Annotated in this window: 16 protein-coding genes; 7 read left to right on the top strand and 9 right to left on the bottom strand. The window is 43.8% G+C overall.

The genetic code is table 11. From position 1 onward, the window contains the following. The first annotated feature begins 12 nt into the window (after nucleotides 1–12). From DBR43_RS02105 to DBR43_RS02090, 4 genes are all read left to right on the top strand, one after another. Nucleotides 13–921, top strand: a complete 909-nt coding sequence (locus DBR43_RS02105) for an NAD(P)/FAD-dependent oxidoreductase (protein ID WP_124577463.1) — start codon at nucleotides 13–15, stop codon at nucleotides 919–921. A 38-nt stretch (nucleotides 922–959) separates the two neighbouring features. Continuing rightward, on the top strand, nucleotides 960–1,862 hold the full coding sequence (locus DBR43_RS02100) for a helix-turn-helix domain-containing protein (protein ID WP_124577461.1): 903 nt from the start codon (nucleotides 960–962) through the stop codon (nucleotides 1,860–1,862). 82 nt (nucleotides 1,863–1,944) lie between these two features. After that, nucleotides 1,945–2,784 carry an oxidoreductase gene (locus DBR43_RS02095; protein WP_124577459.1) on the top strand — a complete coding sequence of 280 codons (840 nt, stop codon included), beginning with the start codon at nucleotides 1,945–1,947 and terminating at the stop codon, nucleotides 2,782–2,784. Between the two features lie 135 nt (nucleotides 2,785–2,919). Beyond that, the gene (locus tag DBR43_RS02090; protein WP_124577457.1) at nucleotides 2,920–4,116 is read left to right on the top strand and encodes a GAF domain-containing sensor histidine kinase; all 1,197 of its coding nucleotides are present in this window, start codon (nucleotides 2,920–2,922) and stop codon (nucleotides 4,114–4,116) included. Here the strand turns inward: DBR43_RS02090 and DBR43_RS02085 are convergent. Beyond that, the gene (locus DBR43_RS02085) at nucleotides 4,113–4,979 is read right to left on the bottom strand and encodes an aldose 1-epimerase family protein (protein WP_124577455.1); all 867 of its coding nucleotides are present in this window, start codon (nucleotides 4,977–4,979) and stop codon (nucleotides 4,113–4,115) included. The genes DBR43_RS02090 and DBR43_RS02085 overlap by 4 nt on opposite strands. Nucleotides 4,980–5,034: 55 nt before the next feature. Between DBR43_RS02085 and DBR43_RS02080 the strand changes: the two genes are divergently transcribed. Further along, the gene (locus tag DBR43_RS02080; RefSeq protein WP_124577453.1) at nucleotides 5,035–7,392 is read left to right on the top strand and encodes a PAS domain S-box protein; all 2,358 of its coding nucleotides are present in this window, start codon (nucleotides 5,035–5,037) and stop codon (nucleotides 7,390–7,392) included. Nucleotides 7,393–7,492: 100 nt separating this feature from the next. Here DBR43_RS02080 and DBR43_RS02075 read toward each other — a convergent pair whose 3' ends face one another. The 8 genes from DBR43_RS02075 to DBR43_RS02040 all read right to left on the bottom strand — a co-directional run bounded on the left by DBR43_RS02075 (nucleotide 7,493) and on the right by DBR43_RS02040 (nucleotide 16,742). Then, nucleotides 7,493–8,911 (bottom strand): efflux transporter outer membrane subunit, encoded by a 1,419-nt coding sequence (locus tag DBR43_RS02075; RefSeq protein ID WP_124577451.1) that lies wholly within the window; start codon nucleotides 8,909–8,911, stop codon nucleotides 7,493–7,495. A gap of 2 nt (nucleotides 8,912–8,913) precedes the next feature. Further along, nucleotides 8,914–12,069: an efflux RND transporter permease subunit gene (locus DBR43_RS02070; RefSeq protein ID WP_124577449.1), complete on the bottom strand. Its 3,156-nt coding sequence runs from the start codon at nucleotides 12,067–12,069 to the stop codon at nucleotides 8,914–8,916. Nucleotides 12,070–12,093: 24 nt separating this feature from the next. Continuing rightward, nucleotides 12,094–13,281 carry an efflux RND transporter periplasmic adaptor subunit gene (locus DBR43_RS02065; protein ID WP_124577441.1) on the bottom strand — a complete coding sequence of 396 codons (1,188 nt, stop codon included), beginning with the start codon at nucleotides 13,279–13,281 and terminating at the stop codon, nucleotides 12,094–12,096. Between the two features lie 146 nt (nucleotides 13,282–13,427). Further along, the gene (locus DBR43_RS02060; RefSeq protein ID WP_124577439.1) at nucleotides 13,428–14,186 is read right to left on the bottom strand and encodes a LytR/AlgR family response regulator transcription factor; all 759 of its coding nucleotides are present in this window, start codon (nucleotides 14,184–14,186) and stop codon (nucleotides 13,428–13,430) included. Nucleotides 14,187–14,248: 62 nt separating this feature from the next. Then, the gene (locus DBR43_RS02055; protein WP_124577437.1) at nucleotides 14,249–15,343 is read right to left on the bottom strand and encodes a sensor histidine kinase; all 1,095 of its coding nucleotides are present in this window, start codon (nucleotides 15,341–15,343) and stop codon (nucleotides 14,249–14,251) included. A gap of 32 nt (nucleotides 15,344–15,375) precedes the next feature. Then, the gene (locus tag DBR43_RS02050; RefSeq protein WP_124577435.1) at nucleotides 15,376–15,714 is read right to left on the bottom strand and encodes a hypothetical protein; all 339 of its coding nucleotides are present in this window, start codon (nucleotides 15,712–15,714) and stop codon (nucleotides 15,376–15,378) included. An 80-nt stretch (nucleotides 15,715–15,794) separates the two neighbouring features. Further along, a complete protein-coding gene (locus tag DBR43_RS02045; protein ID WP_124577433.1) occupies nucleotides 15,795–16,364 on the bottom strand; it encodes a porin family protein in 570 nt (189 codons plus the stop codon). 180 nt (nucleotides 16,365–16,544) lie between these two features. Further along, nucleotides 16,545–16,742 carry a YtxH domain-containing protein gene (locus tag DBR43_RS02040; protein WP_124577431.1) on the bottom strand — a complete coding sequence of 66 codons (198 nt, stop codon included), beginning with the start codon at nucleotides 16,740–16,742 and terminating at the stop codon, nucleotides 16,545–16,547. Between the two features lie 63 nt (nucleotides 16,743–16,805). Here DBR43_RS02040 and DBR43_RS02035 point away from each other — a divergent pair, with 63 nt between their 5' ends. Both DBR43_RS02035 and DBR43_RS02030 read left to right on the top strand, forming a co-directional pair. Then, nucleotides 16,806–18,047, top strand: a complete 1,242-nt coding sequence (locus tag DBR43_RS02035) for a FecR family protein (protein WP_124577429.1) — start codon at nucleotides 16,806–16,808, stop codon at nucleotides 18,045–18,047. A 93-nt stretch (nucleotides 18,048–18,140) separates the two neighbouring features. Beyond that, nucleotides 18,141–18,923, top strand: a complete 783-nt coding sequence (locus tag DBR43_RS02030; protein ID WP_124577427.1) for an RNA polymerase sigma factor — start codon at nucleotides 18,141–18,143, stop codon at nucleotides 18,921–18,923. Nucleotides 18,924–18,932 lie beyond the last annotated feature (9 nt).

Below are 18,932 nucleotides of genomic sequence, written 5' to 3'. Positions count from 1 at the left end.
AAAATTTAGGAAATGGAAATTAACAATCCTTTGGAAGTCATCATTATTGGTGGAAGCTACGCCGGTCTTTCAGCAGCGATGACTTTAGGTCGCGCGATGCGGAAAGTACTGGTTATTGACAGTGGACAGCCTTGTAATGCACAGACCCCTCATTCACATAATTTCATTACCCATGATGGGGAAACACCTGCAGAAATTGCCAGAAAAGCAAAAGCGCAGGTACTAAAATATCCGACTGTTGAATTTTTGAATGACCGGGTCATTTCTGCCGAAAAATCCGGATTGTTCTTTGAGCTGATAACGGAGTCAGGTAAAAAACTAAGTGCTAAAAAACTGGTATTTGCAACCGGCTTGAAAGATCGCATGCCGGAAATAGAGGGCTTTGCAGCCTGCTGGGGGATCTCTGTGATTCATTGCCCTTATTGTCATGGTTATGAAGTCCGTCATCAAAAGACGGCCATGCTCGCCAATGGTAACGAAGCCCTTCATTTTGCGCAGGTCCTCAGTAACTGGACAAAAGAACTGGTTTTATTTACCAACGGACCGATCAGCCTGGATGCTGATCAGCAGGCGCAATTGACAAAACATGGCATTTCATGGATCGAAACAGCAGTCAGCCAATTGATACATGCTGACGGGCAGCTTAAAGGCCTGGTTTTATCCGATGGGCAGGAACATGCGTTTAGTGTCATGTATGCCCGGATTCCTTTCGAGCAGCATAGCAGTCTTCCGCAGGAGCTGGGTTGCACGCTGACCGGACAGGGCTTTCTGGAGGTAGATGAATTACAGCATACCAATATACCTGGAATCTATGCGGCGGGCGACAATTCGACGATGCTCAGGGCCGTTTCTCAGTCGGTTGCTGCAGGAATGCGTGCCGGAGCAGTCATCAACTACGACCTCATCATGGAATCCTGGTAGTTGAGGTGCAAATGGTTTGAATTGTGTAACTTTGGTTCATGTCAAAAACAGAGAGCCTTGAAGATTTTTACCGTGAAAAGTTCAATTGGCTTCCTGATAACCTTCAGGAAGGCATTGGACATTTTAATGTCTTTAACCTGGAAAACCACCTTGGGCCAAATGCCGTCCCTGTAAAATACAGCCGGAGGGACTTTTATAAAGTCTGCCTTATGCGGGGAAGGAACATTTACCATTATGCGGATAAAAGCGTGGAAATCTCAGGCTCGACACTGATGTTCTTCAATCCAAAAGTCCCTTATACCTGGGAATGTTTAAATGATGATGGCTCTGGCTATTTCTGCATCTTCACCGACGCTTTTTTTACGGAGAAAATCCGTGGTAACCTGACGGAATTGCCCATGTTTGCCCCGGGAGGTAAGCCTTCTTTCGTCTTGAACGAGGAGCAGGACAAACAGGTTACTGCACTCTTTCTGAAAATGATGGAGGAGCTTGATTCGGATTATGTGTACAAATATGACCTCATCAGAAACTATGTAACTGAACTGATTCATTTTGCTTTAAAGGTTCAGCCTGCAGAAAATCTATACCAGCATCCTGATGCCAATTCCAGAATCACAGCGGTGTTTACAGAATTGCTGGAACGTCAGTTTCCTATTGAGACCCCGCGGCAGCGCTTCACCATGCGCTCAGCTATAGATTTTGCCCAACAGCTCGCCGTGCATGTAAACCACCTCAACAGGGCAATTAAAGAAACCACCGGGAAGACCACCACAATGCACATTACGGAGCGGATTCTGACAGAAGCCAAAGCATTGTTAAAGCATACCGACTGGAACATCGCTGAGATTGCCTGGTGCCTTGGATTCGAAGAGTCTGCCCATTTTAACAACTATTTCAAAAAACATACCCACTTCAATCCCTCTCAGTTTAGGAATGTTTGAATCTTACAAGTATTGGTTTGAATGATGTAAGGTCTCCATGAATGCTGTCCTGTAATTTTGCTGCTGTAAAAACGCTAAAATTATGGACAATCAAAAAGTATGGTTTGTAACCGGAGCTTCTAAAGGATTAGGACTGAGCCTGGTAAAACAACTGTTAAAAGACGGCTTTAAAGTAGCTGCAACATCAAGAAAACTAAATGAATTAACCGATGCGGTAGGTCTGGATGACCCGAACTTTCTTCCTTTGGCACTGGACCTGAATAACGAAGAGCGCGTTGATGCGGCCATTGCTACGGGAATTGACCGGTTTGGCAGGATAGACGTAGTTGTTAACAATGCCGGATACGGCTTAACCGGAAGCCTGGAAGAATTGACTGATGAAGAAGCCAGGGCTAATTTCGACGTCAATGTATTTGGTTCGTTAAATGTGATCAGAAAGGTGATGCCTCATTTCAGGTCACAGCATTCCGGGCATATCTTTAACATCGCTTCGATAGGGGGATATACCGGTAGTTTTCCCGGATTTGGAATTTACTGCGCTACAAAATTTGCAGTTGCCGGTTTCTCCGAATCCCTGGCTGCAGAAGTAAAGCCATTTGGCGTACATGTAACTGTGGTTTACCCGGGATATTTCAGGACCAGCTTCCTTTCTTCAGGATCTTTGCTGACCCCAAAAAATGAAATTTCCGCTTATCAGGAAGTGCGTGAAGTTCAGAACGCGCATCAGCATAATATTAATGGAAACCAGGCAGGCGACCCGGAAAAGGCAGTTGCGGCACTGATCAACATTACGACAGCAGAACAACCTCCGTTACATCTTTTTCTGGGCGCTGATGCTTATGAACTTGCACATGGCAAGATTGCCCAGGTTCAGCAGGCATTGGAAGAATGGAAAACTGTAACCGTAAGTACCGGATTTTAAAATAAAGGCTGTCTTAAGGCAGCTTTTATTTTTTGATGATAAATCTTTTTCTTTAGTCATATTCCTATGATAAGATGATAGTAATTTGTTTTCAGAGGGAACATTACTAACTTTATATTCACAATGGCAATCTCAATGGCGACTCAACTAGATATCGATATCATTTCATCAGAAGAAGAAAGAATTAAAGCCCTGAAAAGGTATGATATTCTTGACACGCCACCGGATGGCTCTTTCGACCGGCTAACCAAGCTGGCTGCAAACCTGTTGAAAGTACCTATCGCAATCGTAAGCCTGGTAGATACGGATAGAATTTGGTTCAAGTCGAAATACGGAACCGATGCACAGCAAATTGATCGCGATGAAGGTCTTTGTGCCTCGACAATTTTATCCGACGACCTTTATCAGGTGGAAGATGCTGCTATCGATCCCCGAACATTGAGTAATCCCCTGGTTGCAGGCTCCTTTGGTTTAAGGTTTTATGCTGCGGTCCCATTGCGGACCAAAGACGGGTTTAACCTGGGTACTTTTTGCGTAATTGCTAAAGAACCCAGAGTCCTGACTCCTGAAGAAGAAGAAATCCTGAGAGACCTGAGGGACATTGTGATGGACCAGATTGAATTGAGACTGGCTTCAAGAACAAGTCTTGCCCAACATAACCAGATTTTAAATACAACTGCCCACGACCTTAAAAATCCGTTGACCACCATCCCCGTGCGTGCTGACCTCATCAAGATGAAGAAAGGCAATCCGGATATGGTAGATACCCTTTGTGATCAGATTAAAATTGCCAGCCTGAATATGGTCCGTATTATTGATGAGCTGTTGCAGGTTGGAAGTATGGAAGCCGGAAAAATCCATTTGCTGTTGATTAAGGTAAATGTATCGTTTTTAGTCAGCAATGTGGTTTCTATGAACCTGCCCCTTGCGGAAAGAAAAAGCCAGACCTTAAACTTCAGTTATGAAAAAGACCTGTACGTGAATGCTGATGAAGGGAAGTTAACAGAGATCGTAGATAACCTGGTCAATAACGCCATCAAATATTCGCCCATGGGCACCAATATTTTTATTCGTGTAAAAGAAGAAAATCACAACGTGCGGATTGAAGTGGAAGATCAGGGCTTAGGCCTGACCAGCGAAGATCAAAGTAAGCTGTATCAGCGTTTCACCCGCCTGAGTGCCCAGCCTACCGGAGGTGAAAACTCTACAGGCCTTGGACTTTCCATCGTAAAGGTCCTGGTGGAGGCTCATGAAGGAACGATCCGCGCAGAGAGCGAAGGAAAAGGCAAGGGCTGTAAGTTTATCGTTGAATTACCGGCAAGGAACAGCTAAAAGCAGGTCACCTGCCAGTGTCTGCTCCATTCTGCCTTTGGAGCTAAAGACATAATGCCTTCTTTCTCTTCCAGTTTTTGTTGGTGATGGGTGCCATCGGCAATGCCACACCAGGGTTCCAGACATACGAAATCAGCGTCTTTTGCAGACCATATCCCAAAGAAAGGAAATCCCTTGAATTGAAATTCAAGACCATGGGAATCTGCCTCGCTTTTTAGTGCAATGGAATCACTTTGCAGATTTTTAAAGACCAGTGCATCTTCATAAAACAATTCATGTTTCAGGGGAAGCTTTCCATCCCTCAATTCAATTGTCTCTGTTTCATCGTCGATCAGGTCCTGCTTAATTTTATTCGAAATGAGTTGATGGTCTTTATTAAACTGAAGGTAATAATCGCCGTAGCTTAATCCAACTTTTAAAGGTACAGAGAAAGCAGGATGGCCTCCGATAGAGAACCACAGTGCCTCATTTCCAGTATTGGTAACTTCGTAAGCGCAGGTTAGTGTATCTTCAGAGAGGGTATAGCGCAGCCCCAAACGGAATTCAAACGGATATACTTTCAGGCTTTCTTCATCCTGCTCCAGCGTAAAGAGAATTTCAGTTTCAGAGATCTGACTGACTTTAAACTCCCGCTCTCTGGCCAGGCCATGACGGGGGAGGGTAAATGCCTGATCCCTAAAATAGTAGGTGTTGTCTTTTAAGCCTCCAACAATAGGGAACAGTATCGGGCTAAATTTACCCCAGTAATCCGGATTGCCACTCCAGAGGTATTCCAGATTTGTTTCTTTACTTCTTAAACTTTGTAACTCTCCACCTTTGGAGGAGAAGGAAGCATGGATCTTGGTATTTTCTAGGGAAATCATATTGGATAAAAGTAAAAATTAAATTTTGTTATATTTAAGTCCTTCCAGGGAAAAAATGAATATAGACAAGAATTTATCCGCTACCACAAACATTCTGTTTCGGAAGCCTAAAGCTATGGGAATCTTTGTGTTCCTGATCCTGACCATGATCATCCTTTTTGTTGCCAATCAAAGGTACCGCCTGGTGGTGGAGGACCGGCGACTGGAAATGTCCCGGATATTGACCTCCGTGAAACACAATGTAGACCAATCTCTTAAAAATAGTTATACTGCGGCGCTGACATTGGGACTCACCATAAATGGGGATGGTGTTCCTAAAAATTTTGATACTGTGGCGGCACAGCTGATCAATTCTAACCGAACCTTATCTGCTGTTGAGCTGGTGCCAGATGGCGTGATTAAATACATCTATCCTTTAAAAGGGAACGAAAAGGCTTTAAATCTGAATATCCTTAAAGAATCCAAAATCATTTCTATGGAGGCGAATAAGGCGATTGAATCCCGGAAAATGTATTTCGCCGGGCCCATTGCCCTACGACAGGGTGGAATGGGGATTGTAGGTCGCATGCCCTTGTTCTTTAACAATAAGTTTTGGGGATTCTCTGCAGTTGTGATTAAGCTGGACGTATTTCTGAAACAAGCCGGGATATACGAACAAATGAACAACAGGTTTCGTTTTCAATTGTCTAAAATGAACCCTGTAAGTGCTAAGGAAGAGTTCTTTCTGCCTTTGTTTTCCGACTTTTCTGCTTCCTCTTCTGAAACCATAGATTTCCCGGATGGCGACTGGAAGATTTATGTAGTGGCTGTTCCTACCTATAAACCGTATTTGAAAATCCTTTTTCCCACCATATTCAGCGTGTTACTGGCTGCCCTTACAGGGTTTTTAGTTTACCGCGTTTTTAAGAAGCCTGCGGAGTTGCAATTGTTGGTTTATGAGCAGGCTACCCGCTTGCTGGAAAACGAAATTAAGTTTAAAACGATATTTGATCAGGCCGCAATCGGCATCGCGGAAGTAGACTCCAGTACAGGTGCTTTTCTGAGGATTAACGGGAAGTTTTGTAAAATACTGGGTTATACGGAAGCGGAATTACAGCATACAAACTTTCAGTCGATAACCCATCCGGATGATTTAAAGAAAGACCTGAAGTACTTTCAGCAAATGAGGTCAGGGACGATTAGGGAGTTTGAACTCTTAAAAAGGTATCTTCGGAAAGATGGGCAGGTGGTCTGGGTAAATTTAATGATCACACCATTGTGGAAAGTTGGAGATGCACCAAGCAGCCACATTACGGTTATTGAAGATGTGACCGCCAGAATCGAAGCCGAACTGATTGCGGAAGAGTACCAGTACCGGATAGAATCTTTAATCAATACCATTGATGGGATCGTTTGGGAGTCCGATCCGGTTACCTTTGACTTTACTTTCATCAGTAAGAAATCAGAGGATATTTTAGGCTATACTGCTGAAGAATGGCTGTCTTCTCCAAGCTTTTGGGCCGACCATGTTCATCCGGACGATAAAGACTGGGTGGTTGATTATTGTACCGTCTGTACAAACAACCTGGAGCAACATGATTTTGAATACCGGATGATTGCTAAAGGAGGAAATATAGTCTGGTTACGGGACATTGTAAATGTGATTGTGGAAGAGGGAAAGGCGGTATTGCTGAGGGGAATTATGATTGACATTACCAGGAACAAACAGGCAGAAAAAGACCTGAATCATTCTTTTGATCTGGTGAATGAGCAAAATAAACGTTTATTGAATTTCTCTTATATCGTGTCTCATAATCTTCGTTCTCATACCAGTAATATCCAGTCCATTTCCGTCCTGATTGATACCACGAAGTCAGAAGAGGAACGAAACGAGATGATTGGACTTTTGAAAACAGTTTCCGATAACCTTAATGAAACCCTGCTGAATTTAAATGAGGTGGTGAATATTCAGACCAATATTAACATTGTTGTAGAGCCGCTCAACCTGAACAAGTATATTGAGAGGACCCTGAATATCCTGAACGATCAGATCGTTCTGAAGCAGGCGGTTATTGTGAACAAGGTAAAGGAAGATGTGGTTGTAAATTACAACCCGGCCTATCTGGAAAGTATACTGCTGAATTTTGTTTTCAATGCCATCCGGTACAGTCACCCGAAACGCAGCCCTTTGATCGAACTGAGTTGCCATCATGAAGGTCAGTTGGTGCTGCAGATCTCAGACAATGGAATTGGAATGAACCTGGATAGACATGGTGATGAATTATTCGGCATGTATAAAACCTTTAACGGGAACCCCGATTCTAAAGGACTGGGCTTATTCATTTCCAAGAACCAGATTGATGCAATGGGAGGAAGGGTGGTGGTAGAAAGTGAAATGGGGATCGGGACGACCTTTAAGATTTACTTCAAGTAATTTGATCTGTTGCCTCTGCGGGTTTATCATACTGCGGAGGCTGGAAATAAGACCTCCGCAGTGCTGATTAACAAATAGAAATATATAGGGGGAAAGCTCTTTATTCGTTTATACCGCCCCCTAATGCAGTATAAAGTTCCACATCAGCAGCCAAACGCTGACGTTTCAGATTGCTCAGTTCCAGCTCGCTTTGCAATAGATTTCCCTGAGCAAGGATCACTTCTAAATAAGTTGCCATGCCGCTTCCGAAAAGCATATTCGCATTTTTTATGGCCGAGCGGAGGGTGTTAACCCGATTTTCGGCAATGGCAACCTGTTCTTTTAAACGTGTTGATTTTACCAGTGCATCTGAAACTTCAGTCACTGCAGTCAGCACCGTTTGTCTGAATTGTAAAACAGATTTCTCTCTTTCCAGTTTTGCAATTTCAAAGGCCGTTTTCAGCTTTCTGCGTTGAAAGATAGGCTGTACTACTGATCCGGCAACCATTCCGAATAAGGAACCCGGGATGTTAAACCAGTTACTTGCCTTGAAGGAGTTGAGTCCGCCATTGGCCGTAATGTTCAGCGATGGGTACATGCTGGCCTGTGCAATGCCTACCGATTCGTTGGCGGCACGAAGTGCATATTCACTCGCTTTTACATCAGGACGGTTGTTCAGCAGGGCAACCGGATATCCGGTTGACATTTGCTGAGCCGGCACAATTTCATTCAGTTTTTTCATCCGGTTAATGGCAGAAGGAACCGTTCCTGTCAACAGGCTCAACGCATTTTCCTGAACGCTGATGCCTTGCTGAAGGGAGGGAATCAGTTGTGCTGAACTTAACTTCTGCGCTTCTGCCTGCTGAACCGCCAATATGGTAGTCAAGCCCGCATCCCATTGCAATTTGGTCATCCTCAAAGTGCTGTCATTCAAAGCCAGTGTTCTGTTGGCAATCTGTAATTGCTCATCCAGCATCAGCAGGTTGTAATAACCAAGCGCTACTCCGGATACGAGTTTACTGCGGATGGCTTTGGAAGCTTCACGTGTCTGAAGGTATTCCGACAGGGCCTTGGCTTTCATCCCTTTTAACTTACCAAAGAAACCGATTTCCCAGGAAAGGTTTAAAGCCGCATTGTAATCCTGTACCGACCTTGAACCGATAAACTGGTCGATACTCAAGCCGTTTAAGCTGTTTTTTGAAGGGGTACTGGAATTTGCCTGGATATTTAAGCCCAGTTCCGGAAGGAAATTCACCTTTGCTTCACGAAGGCTCTGATCTGCCTGCTCTATGTTTTTCAGGGCGATCAGGAGGTCGAAATTCCGGGCATTGGCGCTATCGATCAGTGACTGTAATTCTGTATCGTTAAAAAATGCTTTGGTACTTAATGCCGCGACACTGCTGGAATCTGTTTTGGCATCTTCAGTTCTGAATTGCTGCGGAAGATTCATTCCCGGTCTGACATATTCCTTACCGACCTTGCATCCTGTAATCAGGATGGCCAGGGCGGTAATGGTATATAATTTATGTAAGTGATTCATTGTTAATGTGATTTGACATCATTGTTCGTTTCAACTACCGGTTTTCCGGTTACTTTTTCCTGCAAAGACTGGAAGACTACAAATAATACCGGAATGATAAACAGTCCGAGTACTACCCCTGCAAGCATCCCGCCGGCAGCACCTGTACTGATCGACCGGTTCCCCATTGCCGAACCACCTGTGGCAATCATCAATGGGATCATACCCGCTACGAAAGCCAGGGAGGTCATCAGGATCGGTCTCAGACGTAATCTCGAACCCTCCAAAGCAGCAGCGATCAGCTCCATGCCTTCTTTCCTGCGTTGTAAGGCGAATTCAATAATCAGGATGGCATTTTTTGCCAGCAATCCGATCAGCATGATCAATCCTACCTGTACATAGATGTTGTTGTCTATTCCGGCGATTTTAATCGCGACAAAGACCCCTAATAATCCAGTAGGAATGGACAGCATTACCGCTAAAGGCAAAATATAACTTTCATACTGTGCAGCCAGAAGGAAGTAAACAAACAGGAGGCTCAGACTCAAAATGAAAATGGTTTGAGAACCTGAAGATTTCTCTTCTCTGGAAAGTCCGTTCCATTCATAACTGTATCCGTTAGGCAGTTTTTGGCTTAGCAGGGTTTCAATCTGTTCCATAATTTTACCATTGCTGACCCCAGGTTTGGCAATCGCGTTGACCGTGATCGAATTGAACAGGTTATAGCGGTCTACAGACTCAGGTCCATATACTCTTTTTACAGCTACCAGCTCACTTGCCGGAACCATTTTACCTTGTGCATTTTTAACGAAAACCATATTCAGGGATTCTTTGTCTGTTCTGTACAGTCCGTCAGCTTTCACATTTACGCGGTAATATTTACCGAAGCGGTTAAAGTCTGAGGCCTGTGCACCACCATAATACACCTGGATGGTATTGAGTAATTCTCTGACACTTACGCCCAGTTGTTTCGCTTTTTCGTCGTTTACTTCCAGTTCAAATTGCGGATAATCTGCTTTGAAGGTGGTAAAGGCTACTGCAACACCATCCAGTCCGAACAACTGTCCGACAATCCCATTGGCAACACCGCTGAATTTCTCCAGGCTGCCACCGGTCCTGTCCTGTAATACAAATTCCGCACCGCCAATTGCGCCGTAACCGGCCACAGGAGGCATTCTGAACACACTTACCGTACCTTCTTTTAAGGTCGCCATCTTCGCATTGATCAGGTTAATTACACCATCCATATCCTGCACTTCACCTCTTTCTTTAGGCGCTTTCAGTTTACTGAAACCTAAACCATAAGCAGGGCTGGAAGCATTACTCATGATATTGAAACCGGATACACTCGTTACGTTTTTCACGGCATCAAATGTTCTCAAAGTGGAATCGACCCTTTTGATGAATTTCGTAGTCCGGTCTAATCCGGTACCAGAAGGCATCGTTAAAGAATAGATGATGAAACTATCATCTTCATTTGGAACGAATCCTTTAGGGGTCGTGTTCATCATATAGAAGGTCAGACCGGTTACCAATGCCAGTCCGGCCAGACTTAACCATTTAAACCTGATCAGAAATTTAAGGCTTCCGATGTATTTATCAGTCATTCTGTTGAATGAAGTGTTGAAAGCACTGAAGAACCTTTTCGAGAACCCTTCTTTTTTACCTGCTTTTTCTGCATGGTTATTTTTCAGGAACAGGGCACATAATGCCGGACTTAAAGTCAGGGCGTTTACTGCCGAGATCAGAATCGCAATGGCCAGGGTAAAGGCAAATTGTTTATAGAAAATCCCGGAAGAACCTTCCATAAATCCGATCGGGAGGAATACTGCCGCCATCACCAGGGTAATGGAAACAATTGCTCCTGTGATCTCGCTCATCGCCGAATATGTGGCTTCACGGGCGGTCATATGTGTTCCTTCCATCTTGGCATGGACCGCTTCCACCACTACAATCGCATCATCGACTACAATCCCGATGGCGAGTACCAATGCGAAAAGGGTCAGTACGTTGACGGTGAAACCGATCATTTGCAGGAAGAAGAAGGTACCGATAATTGCTACCGGAACCGCAATCGCAGGGATCAGCGTAGACCTGAAATCCTGAAGGAAAATAAATACCACAATAAATACCAGCACGAATGCTTCGATCAATGTTGTTTTTACCTGACTGATCGATTCGTCCAGTCTTTCCTTGGTACTTTGCAAGATGTCGTATTTTATTCCTTTTGGAAATGATTTCTCAGCTTTAATCAGTGATTTACGCACTTGAATTTCAATGTCGTTTGCATTGGAACCACTGGCCTGCAGGATCCCCAGCGTTACGGCATCTTTACCGTTCATTTTGGAGTCACTGCTATAGCTTGCTGCACCAAATTCAATCCTGGCCACGTCCTTTAAACGAAGGATTCCGCCGTCCGGATTGGATTTAATGATCAGGTTTTCATATTGTTCGGGAAGGTTTAACTTTCCTTTGTATTTCACTACATATTCTATGGCTTCTTTAGATTCCTCTCCGAACTTTCCCGGAGCAGTTTCCAGACTCTGGTCATTGATCGCTTCAGTTACTTCCCGCGGTGTAAGGTTGTTGGCCGACATTTTCTGCGGATTCAGCCAAACCCTCATGGAGTAATCTTTGGAACCAAAGATCTGTACCTGACCCACACCCTGAATCCTTTTTAATTCCGGAACAAGGTTGATCTTGGTATAGTTTTGCAGAAACTTCTCATCGTACTTTCCTTTGTCTTCACTGTAAATATTGAAGTACATCACATTACTGTTCTGTTGTTTGGAAGTACTGATCCCCGCCAGTAATACCTCTGCAGGCATCTGGCTATTGATCTGTGAAACCCTGTTCTGTACGTTTACAGCAGCCTGATCAGGATTGGTTCCTTGTTTAAATACAATAGATATGGAGAAGGAACCGTCATTACTGGCGGAAGACTTCATGTAATCCATGTTTTCCACTCCGTTGATGGATTCCTCTAAAGGCGTAATTACGGAACGCACTACCGCCTCACTGTTTCCTCCGGGATAACTCCCTGAAACCATTACCGTGGGAGGGGCAATGTCGGGAAACTGGGTAATTGGAAGACGGGTCAGACCTACGATCCCCAGCAAAACCAGCAGGATGGAGATTACCGTAGCCAATACCGGCCTTCTTATAATAGATTGTAACATGTTGATTTCGTATTAAAATGTAAATTATTGTGCGCGGTAAACGCTGTCCGTATTCAGAGGCTTAGGTTTAATCACTGCTTCTTCAGCCAGACCATCAAGTCCTGAAAACACAATGGTTTCTCCTTTTTTCAGACCATCGCTGATCAGGTAGTTATTGCCGCTTTTTCCGGAAACTGTGATCGCCCTGCGCTGCAATTTATTGCCCGGGCCAACGAAGTAGACAAAGATTTTGTCCTGTACATCCATTGTTGAGGCTTTGGGAACCATCAATGCCTGGGCATGATTTTCTTCTAAACGTACTTTTCCGGTATTACCTGAACGTAAAAGGCCCTGAGGGTTAGGGAACACTGCCCTTAAACTAATGGAGCCTGTGTTCTTGTCGAACTGACCATCTACAATCTGAATCTTTCCTTTTTGAGGATAAGTCGTTCCATCGGCAAGGATCAAACTTACCGGAGGTAGTTTTTTCAGCTTCTCTGCCATGGAAGATCCCGGAATCTGTGCATTGAAATGCAGGAATGCAGGTTCGCTCATTGCGAAATAAGTATATACTTCTCTCGTGTCAGACAGGGTGGTCATCGGTTCTGCTTCGCCTTTGCTGATCAGGTTACCTACTCTTTTAGGGATTTTACCAATAAAACCGGAGATCGGGGCCTTAATCAGGGAGAACCCAATATTGATCTTCGCAGAGGCGATGCTTGATTTCGCCTGTGACACTGCTGCCTGAGCTTCGCTGAAATTGGCCTGGGCAGTACTCAGCTGTACTTCTGAAACCACTTTATTTTTAACCAATGGGGTGATTTTATCCACTTCAATCTGTGCAGTGCGCAGTTTTGCTTTGGCAGATTCCATACTTGCATTGGCGGTATTCAGTTGTTCCTGATATACCCGGTCATTGATCTTAAACAAAGGCTGTCCGGCTTGTACATGGGCACCTTCGTCGACAAATATTTTGTCCAGGTAACCATCTACCTGCGGACGGATGTCTACATTCACCTTTCCTTCAATCGAAGCGGAATAATCCGTAAAGGTGACCGCAGGCTGCTCCATTACACTGATAACCGGAATTTCTGCCGGAGGAGGAGCTCCTGCGCCAGCTGCCTGTTCGTTTGCTCCTTTCGAACCGCAACTGCTTAAAAGAGCTGCAGGGAAAAGCAAGGATAGTAATAGTAAGTATCGCTTTTGATTTTTGGGGGTTGGAGGGAAAGACATTGCTTTTATAATTTATGTTCTTTTAAAAATGAATGCAAAAATAAAATCTCACACGCGCGTTATTCTTATTAAATGACCGAAATGGCCATAATCGTTACTGAAACGGTAAAAAACAACAACTGAAATTCTGAAGATAAGGGCTGGTGTTAGCGGTCAAGCCAGGCCTTGAATTGCCCTGACTTTTCCTTGCTAATGATGATTTCGCCGGCGCTCCTGCTCTTCAGAATCACCTTCAATTTACCATTAAAATAGTTATGAATGGAAAGAATACTGTTCACAAAAATCATATGCTGACGGTTGGCGCGGAAAAAGCAAACCGGATCAAGCTGGTCTTCCAGCTCGTCCATCGTAAAGGGAACGATGATGTCGGTATTGTCGTCCAGCACAAGATGGGTCACCTTATGCTCGGAATAAATATAGTCAATAGAGGAAACAAGAATGGTTTTATAACCGTCCTTATAAGGCAGTAAAAACCGGGAACGGTAAATGACAGATTTGGATTTGATATAATCTACCAGCTGGTCCAATGCTTTATTGGGATTGCTCTCCTGCAGGATATGGTCGTACAGACCCAGGGCATCTTTCAGCTCGTTTTTTTCTATAGGTTTTAACAGATAGGCGAGACTGTAGATCTTAAAAGCACGGAGGGCATATTCATCATAAGCGGTAGTAAAAATCACCGGACAATGTAATTCTACTTTTGGAAATATTTCAAAGCATAATCCATCTCCAAGTCTGATGTCCATCATGATCAGGTCGGGATGAGGATTTTGTGTCAGGTAGTTTACACTTTCTTCTACGCTGGCCAGGACGCCCATAATGACCACATCTTCTCTGATCTCTGCCAGTAATTTGATCAGTCGGTTGGCATTTGGTTTTTCGTCTTCGATGATTAGAATATTCATATTTCGGGAGCTAAATTGCAGATTTAATTTACGGAGCCAGATTGCGAAGCCATATTGCAGAGCTATAATGGAAGTAAAGGTAAGTAAACAGCAAAAGAACTTTCGTCTTCAATAATAGAAGGCAGGTTTTCTGATAGCAGGGCATACCGGCTCCTGATATTTTGAAGACCGATACGGGCCGAAGGAATGGCCAGTTTTATCCTTTGCAGGTTATTGCTCACTACAATGTGTGCATCTGTATTGTAAATTTTGATGTGCAGGGGATTGGTCTTGGTTGCCGCATTGTGTTTAATGGCATTTTCAATCAGCAGTTGCAGCGTAATGGGAGGGATGCCCCTTCCGTCATCATTGGTAATGTCTACGGAGATCGTAACATTTTCCCCGTACCTGATGCGGATCAGGTATAAATAAGCATCTACAAAGATCAGCTCTTCCTCCAGGGAAACAATGTTTTTATTCAGGTTCACAATCATATACCGGTATACCCGGGAAAGGTTTCTTAGAAAAACCTCTGCTTTTAACTGGTCCTCTGAAATCAGCTCCGATAAAGTGCTGAAGTTATTGAACATAAAATGAGGGTCAAGCTGAAGTTTCAGCGACTGCAGTTCGGCCTGCATGGCAATTTCTTTAAATTCAGCAGTTTTGAGTTTTAACTCTGTGGCTTCAATCATGGTGGTTTTCCACTTTTGCAACAGGAAATTTCCGGTGGTGACCGCGCTGATCAAAATGCCCATGATGACACATACGTAGACAAACTGAAGACCGCTGAGTTCTTCTTCAAAGGTGAGTTTTTCTTCATAGGTATAAATGAGTGAACCGATATAGTACAATATCACCATTAGAATGATGACGAAAATGATCTGGAAGAGCAACTGGATGCTAAAGCGGGTAAATGGTTTCTCCGTCCAGGGAATAATTTTATCCAGAATTACGGAATTGAATACACTCAACTCGAAAATCAATCCGCAGAAAATCATCGTCAGTGCTCCGTCAGTGAGTATTTCCAAAACCGGCCTGCTAAAATAATGTTTGTAATAGGCACTGTAAGGATTAAGCAGATAGGACAAGATGTTTAAAACCAGAAATATCGCAGGGATGGTAATAAACCTGAGGTATTTGTTTACTGGTCTTGGAAATAGGTCTTTTGACTTGCTCATCGTGCTGTTAAATGTTCTTTTATTCTCCAAAATTACATAAAATGAGAGTGATCGCTCGTGTTTAACAAGGTATTCCTGCCCGAAAATAGAAAATGGTTGATGAACTCCGAGCCGTTTTGCATTCTTTTCTCCATAATCGCATTGATCAGGTCGTAAGGTGTTTTTATGGCTTGTTCCTCCAGCGTACTGAAAGAGATGTTAAAACAATCTTCCAGTCTGTTGAACAACCTGTTCCGTTCATAAGGAAGAAGTTCCAGCTTTTTCTCCGGATCGGGATTCAGAAGCCCGGGTTGATCTGTCCCAAATTCTATTTTAAGTAAGAGGTTGAGCTGAAGGTAGATCCTGATGAAAGTAAAGATAGGAATGATCATATTTTTTTGGAAAACAGCAGATCGGATTGTGGTTTTATGCCCACAATCCGACCTGCTTTGAGAAAATCAATTAATAAGGTTTACAAAGGGATTGCATATCCGATGGTGGCAATAATTCCTCTGTTTTTAACTTTGTTAGCCGCTTTGCTGAGGTCTGTTAATCCAAGGGCATATCTGCCGTCTACGATGAATTTTCCGGGACCTGCAGGAATTGCTACACCTGCACCCATCTGGATTCCAAAGTCTAATTTCTGAACTTTACCTCCATAAAATGCCTGCAATTTGTCTTTGTCAGATAATAAAAGAGAGATGGATGGACCTGCATTTACGTAAACTGGTCCAAAGCTGTATTTCGCCAGTACCGGCAATTCCAGGTAGTTCAGATTTTGTTTTACCGTGATGTTTCCGTTCTTAATTTTCGTTCCTTCGCTCACATAGTTTAACTCCGGCTGGATGGAAAAATCACTTTTGGCAACCTGAAAATTAACCCCTAATCCGGCAGTGAAACCTACTTTGTTTTTCTCTCCATTCATGTTGCTGATGGATTGTTTGCTGATGCTGATCCCTGCCTTAGGAATCAGTTCAATCTTCTGGGCCTTAACAGCTCCGATACTCAAAACCATTACAGTTGATAATAATAACTTCTTCATGATTATTTATTTTGTTGATGCAATGATAGGGAATGTTCCCACCGGCCGGGACGGGAAAGAGACCCAGCTGACTAAATTTGCAACTCAAGCGTATAAATTAAATCCTCAACTGATCGGGCCTGAAAAAAGAAAACCCCGCTATTGGTCTATAGCAGGGGTCATTAGCGGTAAAAAAAATACTTATTCTGTATAAGGATCAGTGGCTTGGCGATACTGTTGTTTGACATCGTTTCCAAATTCCTTAGCCTTATCCAGCCATTCCGGTGCCTGCTCTTTCAGCTCATCTACAAGAGATTTGCCATTGACACCTTTTTTTGTGACATATTTAACTGCCCCATAAACTGCGGCACCGATGAGAAGAGATTTAAGTAGGCCCATAATTGTGTTTTTAATGATTTAATCCGTCTCCTGAATAAACAAGATTCGGGTTAAATAGTTTGCATGAATAAATACTTTTATTTTCTTTACCCCCATGATCTGCTTTGTTCGTCTTTAGTGCTTGAAAAACAAAACATCTATACATTCATCATAAAGGACATGGAAGAAGCGAAAATAAAAAGCCTCTTAAGAAAGTATGCTGAAGGAAATTCCAGTCCTGAGGAAAATGCTTTTTTAGAGGGCTGGTATACTCAATGGAATCAGGAACGGCCTCTCGGATTAACGAGTCAGGACCTGAGGAGCGACTTACTTTTAATCAAGGCACATACACCGGATTTGAAAGCGGATCAGAAAAGGCTGGACCTATGGCCTAAAGTCATGGCAGCAGCAGTTGTCCTGTTCATCGTTGCGGCAGGAATTTCCTTTTATTTAAATAGGGGAGCTGATCAGGAGAGCGAAAAGAAAATGGCAAAAGTTCCTGCGCCGGAAATCGTCCCGGGCGGACAAAAAGCGATTCTGACCTTGTCAAACGGTGCCCGGATCTCCTTAACGGATATCGGAAAAGGGGAAGTTGCGAAGGAGTCTGGCCTGGTGATTTCGAAAACAGCCGACGGACAGCTGAAGTACGAGCTGACGGGAAAAGGAGCCACTCATGACGAACTGATCTCTTATAATACCGTGGAAACCCCGATAGGCGGGCAATATCAGGTGGTACTTCCGGATGGTTCCAGGGTCTGGCTCAACTCGGCCTCATCCCTTAGGTTTCCTTCCGCTTTTAATCCATCAGATGCACGTACGGTAAAGCTCACAGGTGAGGCTTATTTTGAAGTTGCCCCGGATAAAAAGAGGCCCTTTAAAGTGATCAGCAACCAGCAGGAAGTAGAAGTGCTGGGCACACATTTTAACGTGAACAGTTATGACGATGACGGTTTTACGAAAACAACCTTACTGAAAGGAAGCATCAAGGTAAAAATGATGGGTAAGGCCGCAGGATTTCGAATCCTGAAACCCGGACAACAATCCGTTCTTGGAGCAGGTATAGAAGTGCTGGATGTTGATCTGGAGACGATCGTCGATTGGAAAAACGGCAATTTCTATTTTAATAACGAAAGTATTCAGCGCATCATGAAGAAGCTTTCCCGCTGGTATAATGTAGACATTGAATATAAAGGAGCCATTCCTGCAGTCGTCTTTGGCGGGGAAGTTTCCAGGTCCAAAAAGCTTAATGAAGTTCTGGAGCTTTTGGAGCATACCGGGCAGGTCCATTTTACAATAGAAGGAAGGAAGGTGATCGTGACCCGCTAAGTTCCCCTTTTCACCCCACCACACTTACAGGCCCCTGGTTCACATCAGGGGCCTGAAAACAATCAAACGAATTGCAGCATAAATATCAGGAAAATGAAGGGACCATATCATAAATTTACAGACCTGGAACTGTCGGAGCTTCTTCGTAAGGGAGATGCAGGGGCTTATTCAGAAATATACAACCGTTACCATGCTGCCTTATATATTCATGCTTTTAAGCGGCTTCAGGACAGGGAAGAATGCCGGGATATTGTGCAGGAAATCTTTACCGCACTTTGGCAGAAACATGGGGAAACTACTTTTAACAGTACCCTCTCCGGTTACCTGTACATGTCTGTAAGAAACAGAATCTTTGACCTTCTGGCGAGGAAATACCTGAAGCAGGAATATGTGGTGTCGATCCAGCGTTTTGCAGAAGAAGGCCAGGTGACTACAGACCACATGGTGAGGCAACACCAGCTTTCGGCCATCATTGAACGGGAACTGGCCGATTTGCCCGCCCGCACCCGCGAGATCTTTGAGATGAGCCGCAAAGGTTTCCTTTCTCATAAGGAAATCGCCGTAGTATTGAATATTTCAGAACAAACGGTAAAAACTACAGTTAATAACGCGCTCCGGGTTTTACGTGTAAGGCTTGGGAAAATATTTCTATTATTTTTTTATTTTCTTTACCCCCATGAGCTTGCTTCTTCGTCTTTAGGGTTTGAATGCACCGCATTTATACACTCAAACCTGCAAGAATATGAGAGAGACGAAAAAAGAAATGCCAGTTGCCGGAAAGGAGGACTTTCCGATGGAATAAATCTACATCATCCGGACGCTCCGCCGGACCTTCACCAGGGCTTGCGCTCCAGCTCTTTCGGAGAAAATAATTAACTGACCTAA

Source organism: Pedobacter sp. KBW06 (assembly GCF_003852525.1).
In the GTDB taxonomy this organism is placed as follows: Bacteria; Bacteroidota; Bacteroidia; order Sphingobacteriales; family Sphingobacteriaceae; genus Pedobacter.
The sequence above is the reverse complement of the archived record's forward strand: the minus strand, read 5'-3'. Positions and strand labels throughout refer to the sequence as shown.

Bases quoted from the DNA above. Each gene is read 5' to 3' on its own strand.
- DBR43_RS02105 (WP_124577463.1), top strand. From the start codon at position 13: ATGGAAATTAACAATCCTTTGGAAGTCATCATTATTGGTGGAAGCTAC.
- DBR43_RS02100 (WP_124577461.1), top strand. From the start codon at position 960: ATGTCAAAAACAGAGAGCCTTGAAGATTTTTACCGTGAAAAGTTCAAT.
- DBR43_RS02095 (WP_124577459.1), top strand. From the start codon at position 1,945: ATGGACAATCAAAAAGTATGGTTTGTAACCGGAGCTTCTAAAGGATTA.
- DBR43_RS02090 (WP_124577457.1), top strand. From the start codon at position 2,920: ATGGCGACTCAACTAGATATCGATATCATTTCATCAGAAGAAGAAAGA.
- DBR43_RS02085 (WP_124577455.1), bottom strand. From the start codon at position 4,979: ATGATTTCCCTAGAAAATACCAAGATCCATGCTTCCTTCTCCTCCAAA.
- DBR43_RS02080 (WP_124577453.1), top strand. From the start codon at position 5,035: ATGAATATAGACAAGAATTTATCCGCTACCACAAACATTCTGTTTCGG.
- DBR43_RS02075 (WP_124577451.1), bottom strand. From the start codon at position 8,911: ATGAATCACTTACATAAATTATATACCATTACCGCCCTGGCCATCCTG.
- DBR43_RS02070 (WP_124577449.1), bottom strand. From the start codon at position 12,069: ATGTTACAATCTATTATAAGAAGGCCGGTATTGGCTACGGTAATCTCC.
- DBR43_RS02065 (WP_124577441.1), bottom strand. From the start codon at position 13,281: ATGTCTTTCCCTCCAACCCCCAAAAATCAAAAGCGATACTTACTATTA.
- DBR43_RS02060 (WP_124577439.1), bottom strand. From the start codon at position 14,186: ATGAATATTCTAATCATCGAAGACGAAAAACCAAATGCCAACCGACTG.
- DBR43_RS02055 (WP_124577437.1), bottom strand. From the start codon at position 15,343: ATGAGCAAGTCAAAAGACCTATTTCCAAGACCAGTAAACAAATACCTC.
- DBR43_RS02050 (WP_124577435.1), bottom strand. From the start codon at position 15,714: ATGATCATTCCTATCTTTACTTTCATCAGGATCTACCTTCAGCTCAAC.
- DBR43_RS02045 (WP_124577433.1), bottom strand. From the start codon at position 16,364: ATGAAGAAGTTATTATTATCAACTGTAATGGTTTTGAGTATCGGAGCT.
- DBR43_RS02040 (WP_124577431.1), bottom strand. From the start codon at position 16,742: ATGGGCCTACTTAAATCTCTTCTCATCGGTGCCGCAGTTTATGGGGCA.
- DBR43_RS02035 (WP_124577429.1), top strand. From the start codon at position 16,806: ATGAATAAATACTTTTATTTTCTTTACCCCCATGATCTGCTTTGTTCG.
- DBR43_RS02030 (WP_124577427.1), top strand. From the start codon at position 18,141: ATGAAGGGACCATATCATAAATTTACAGACCTGGAACTGTCGGAGCTT.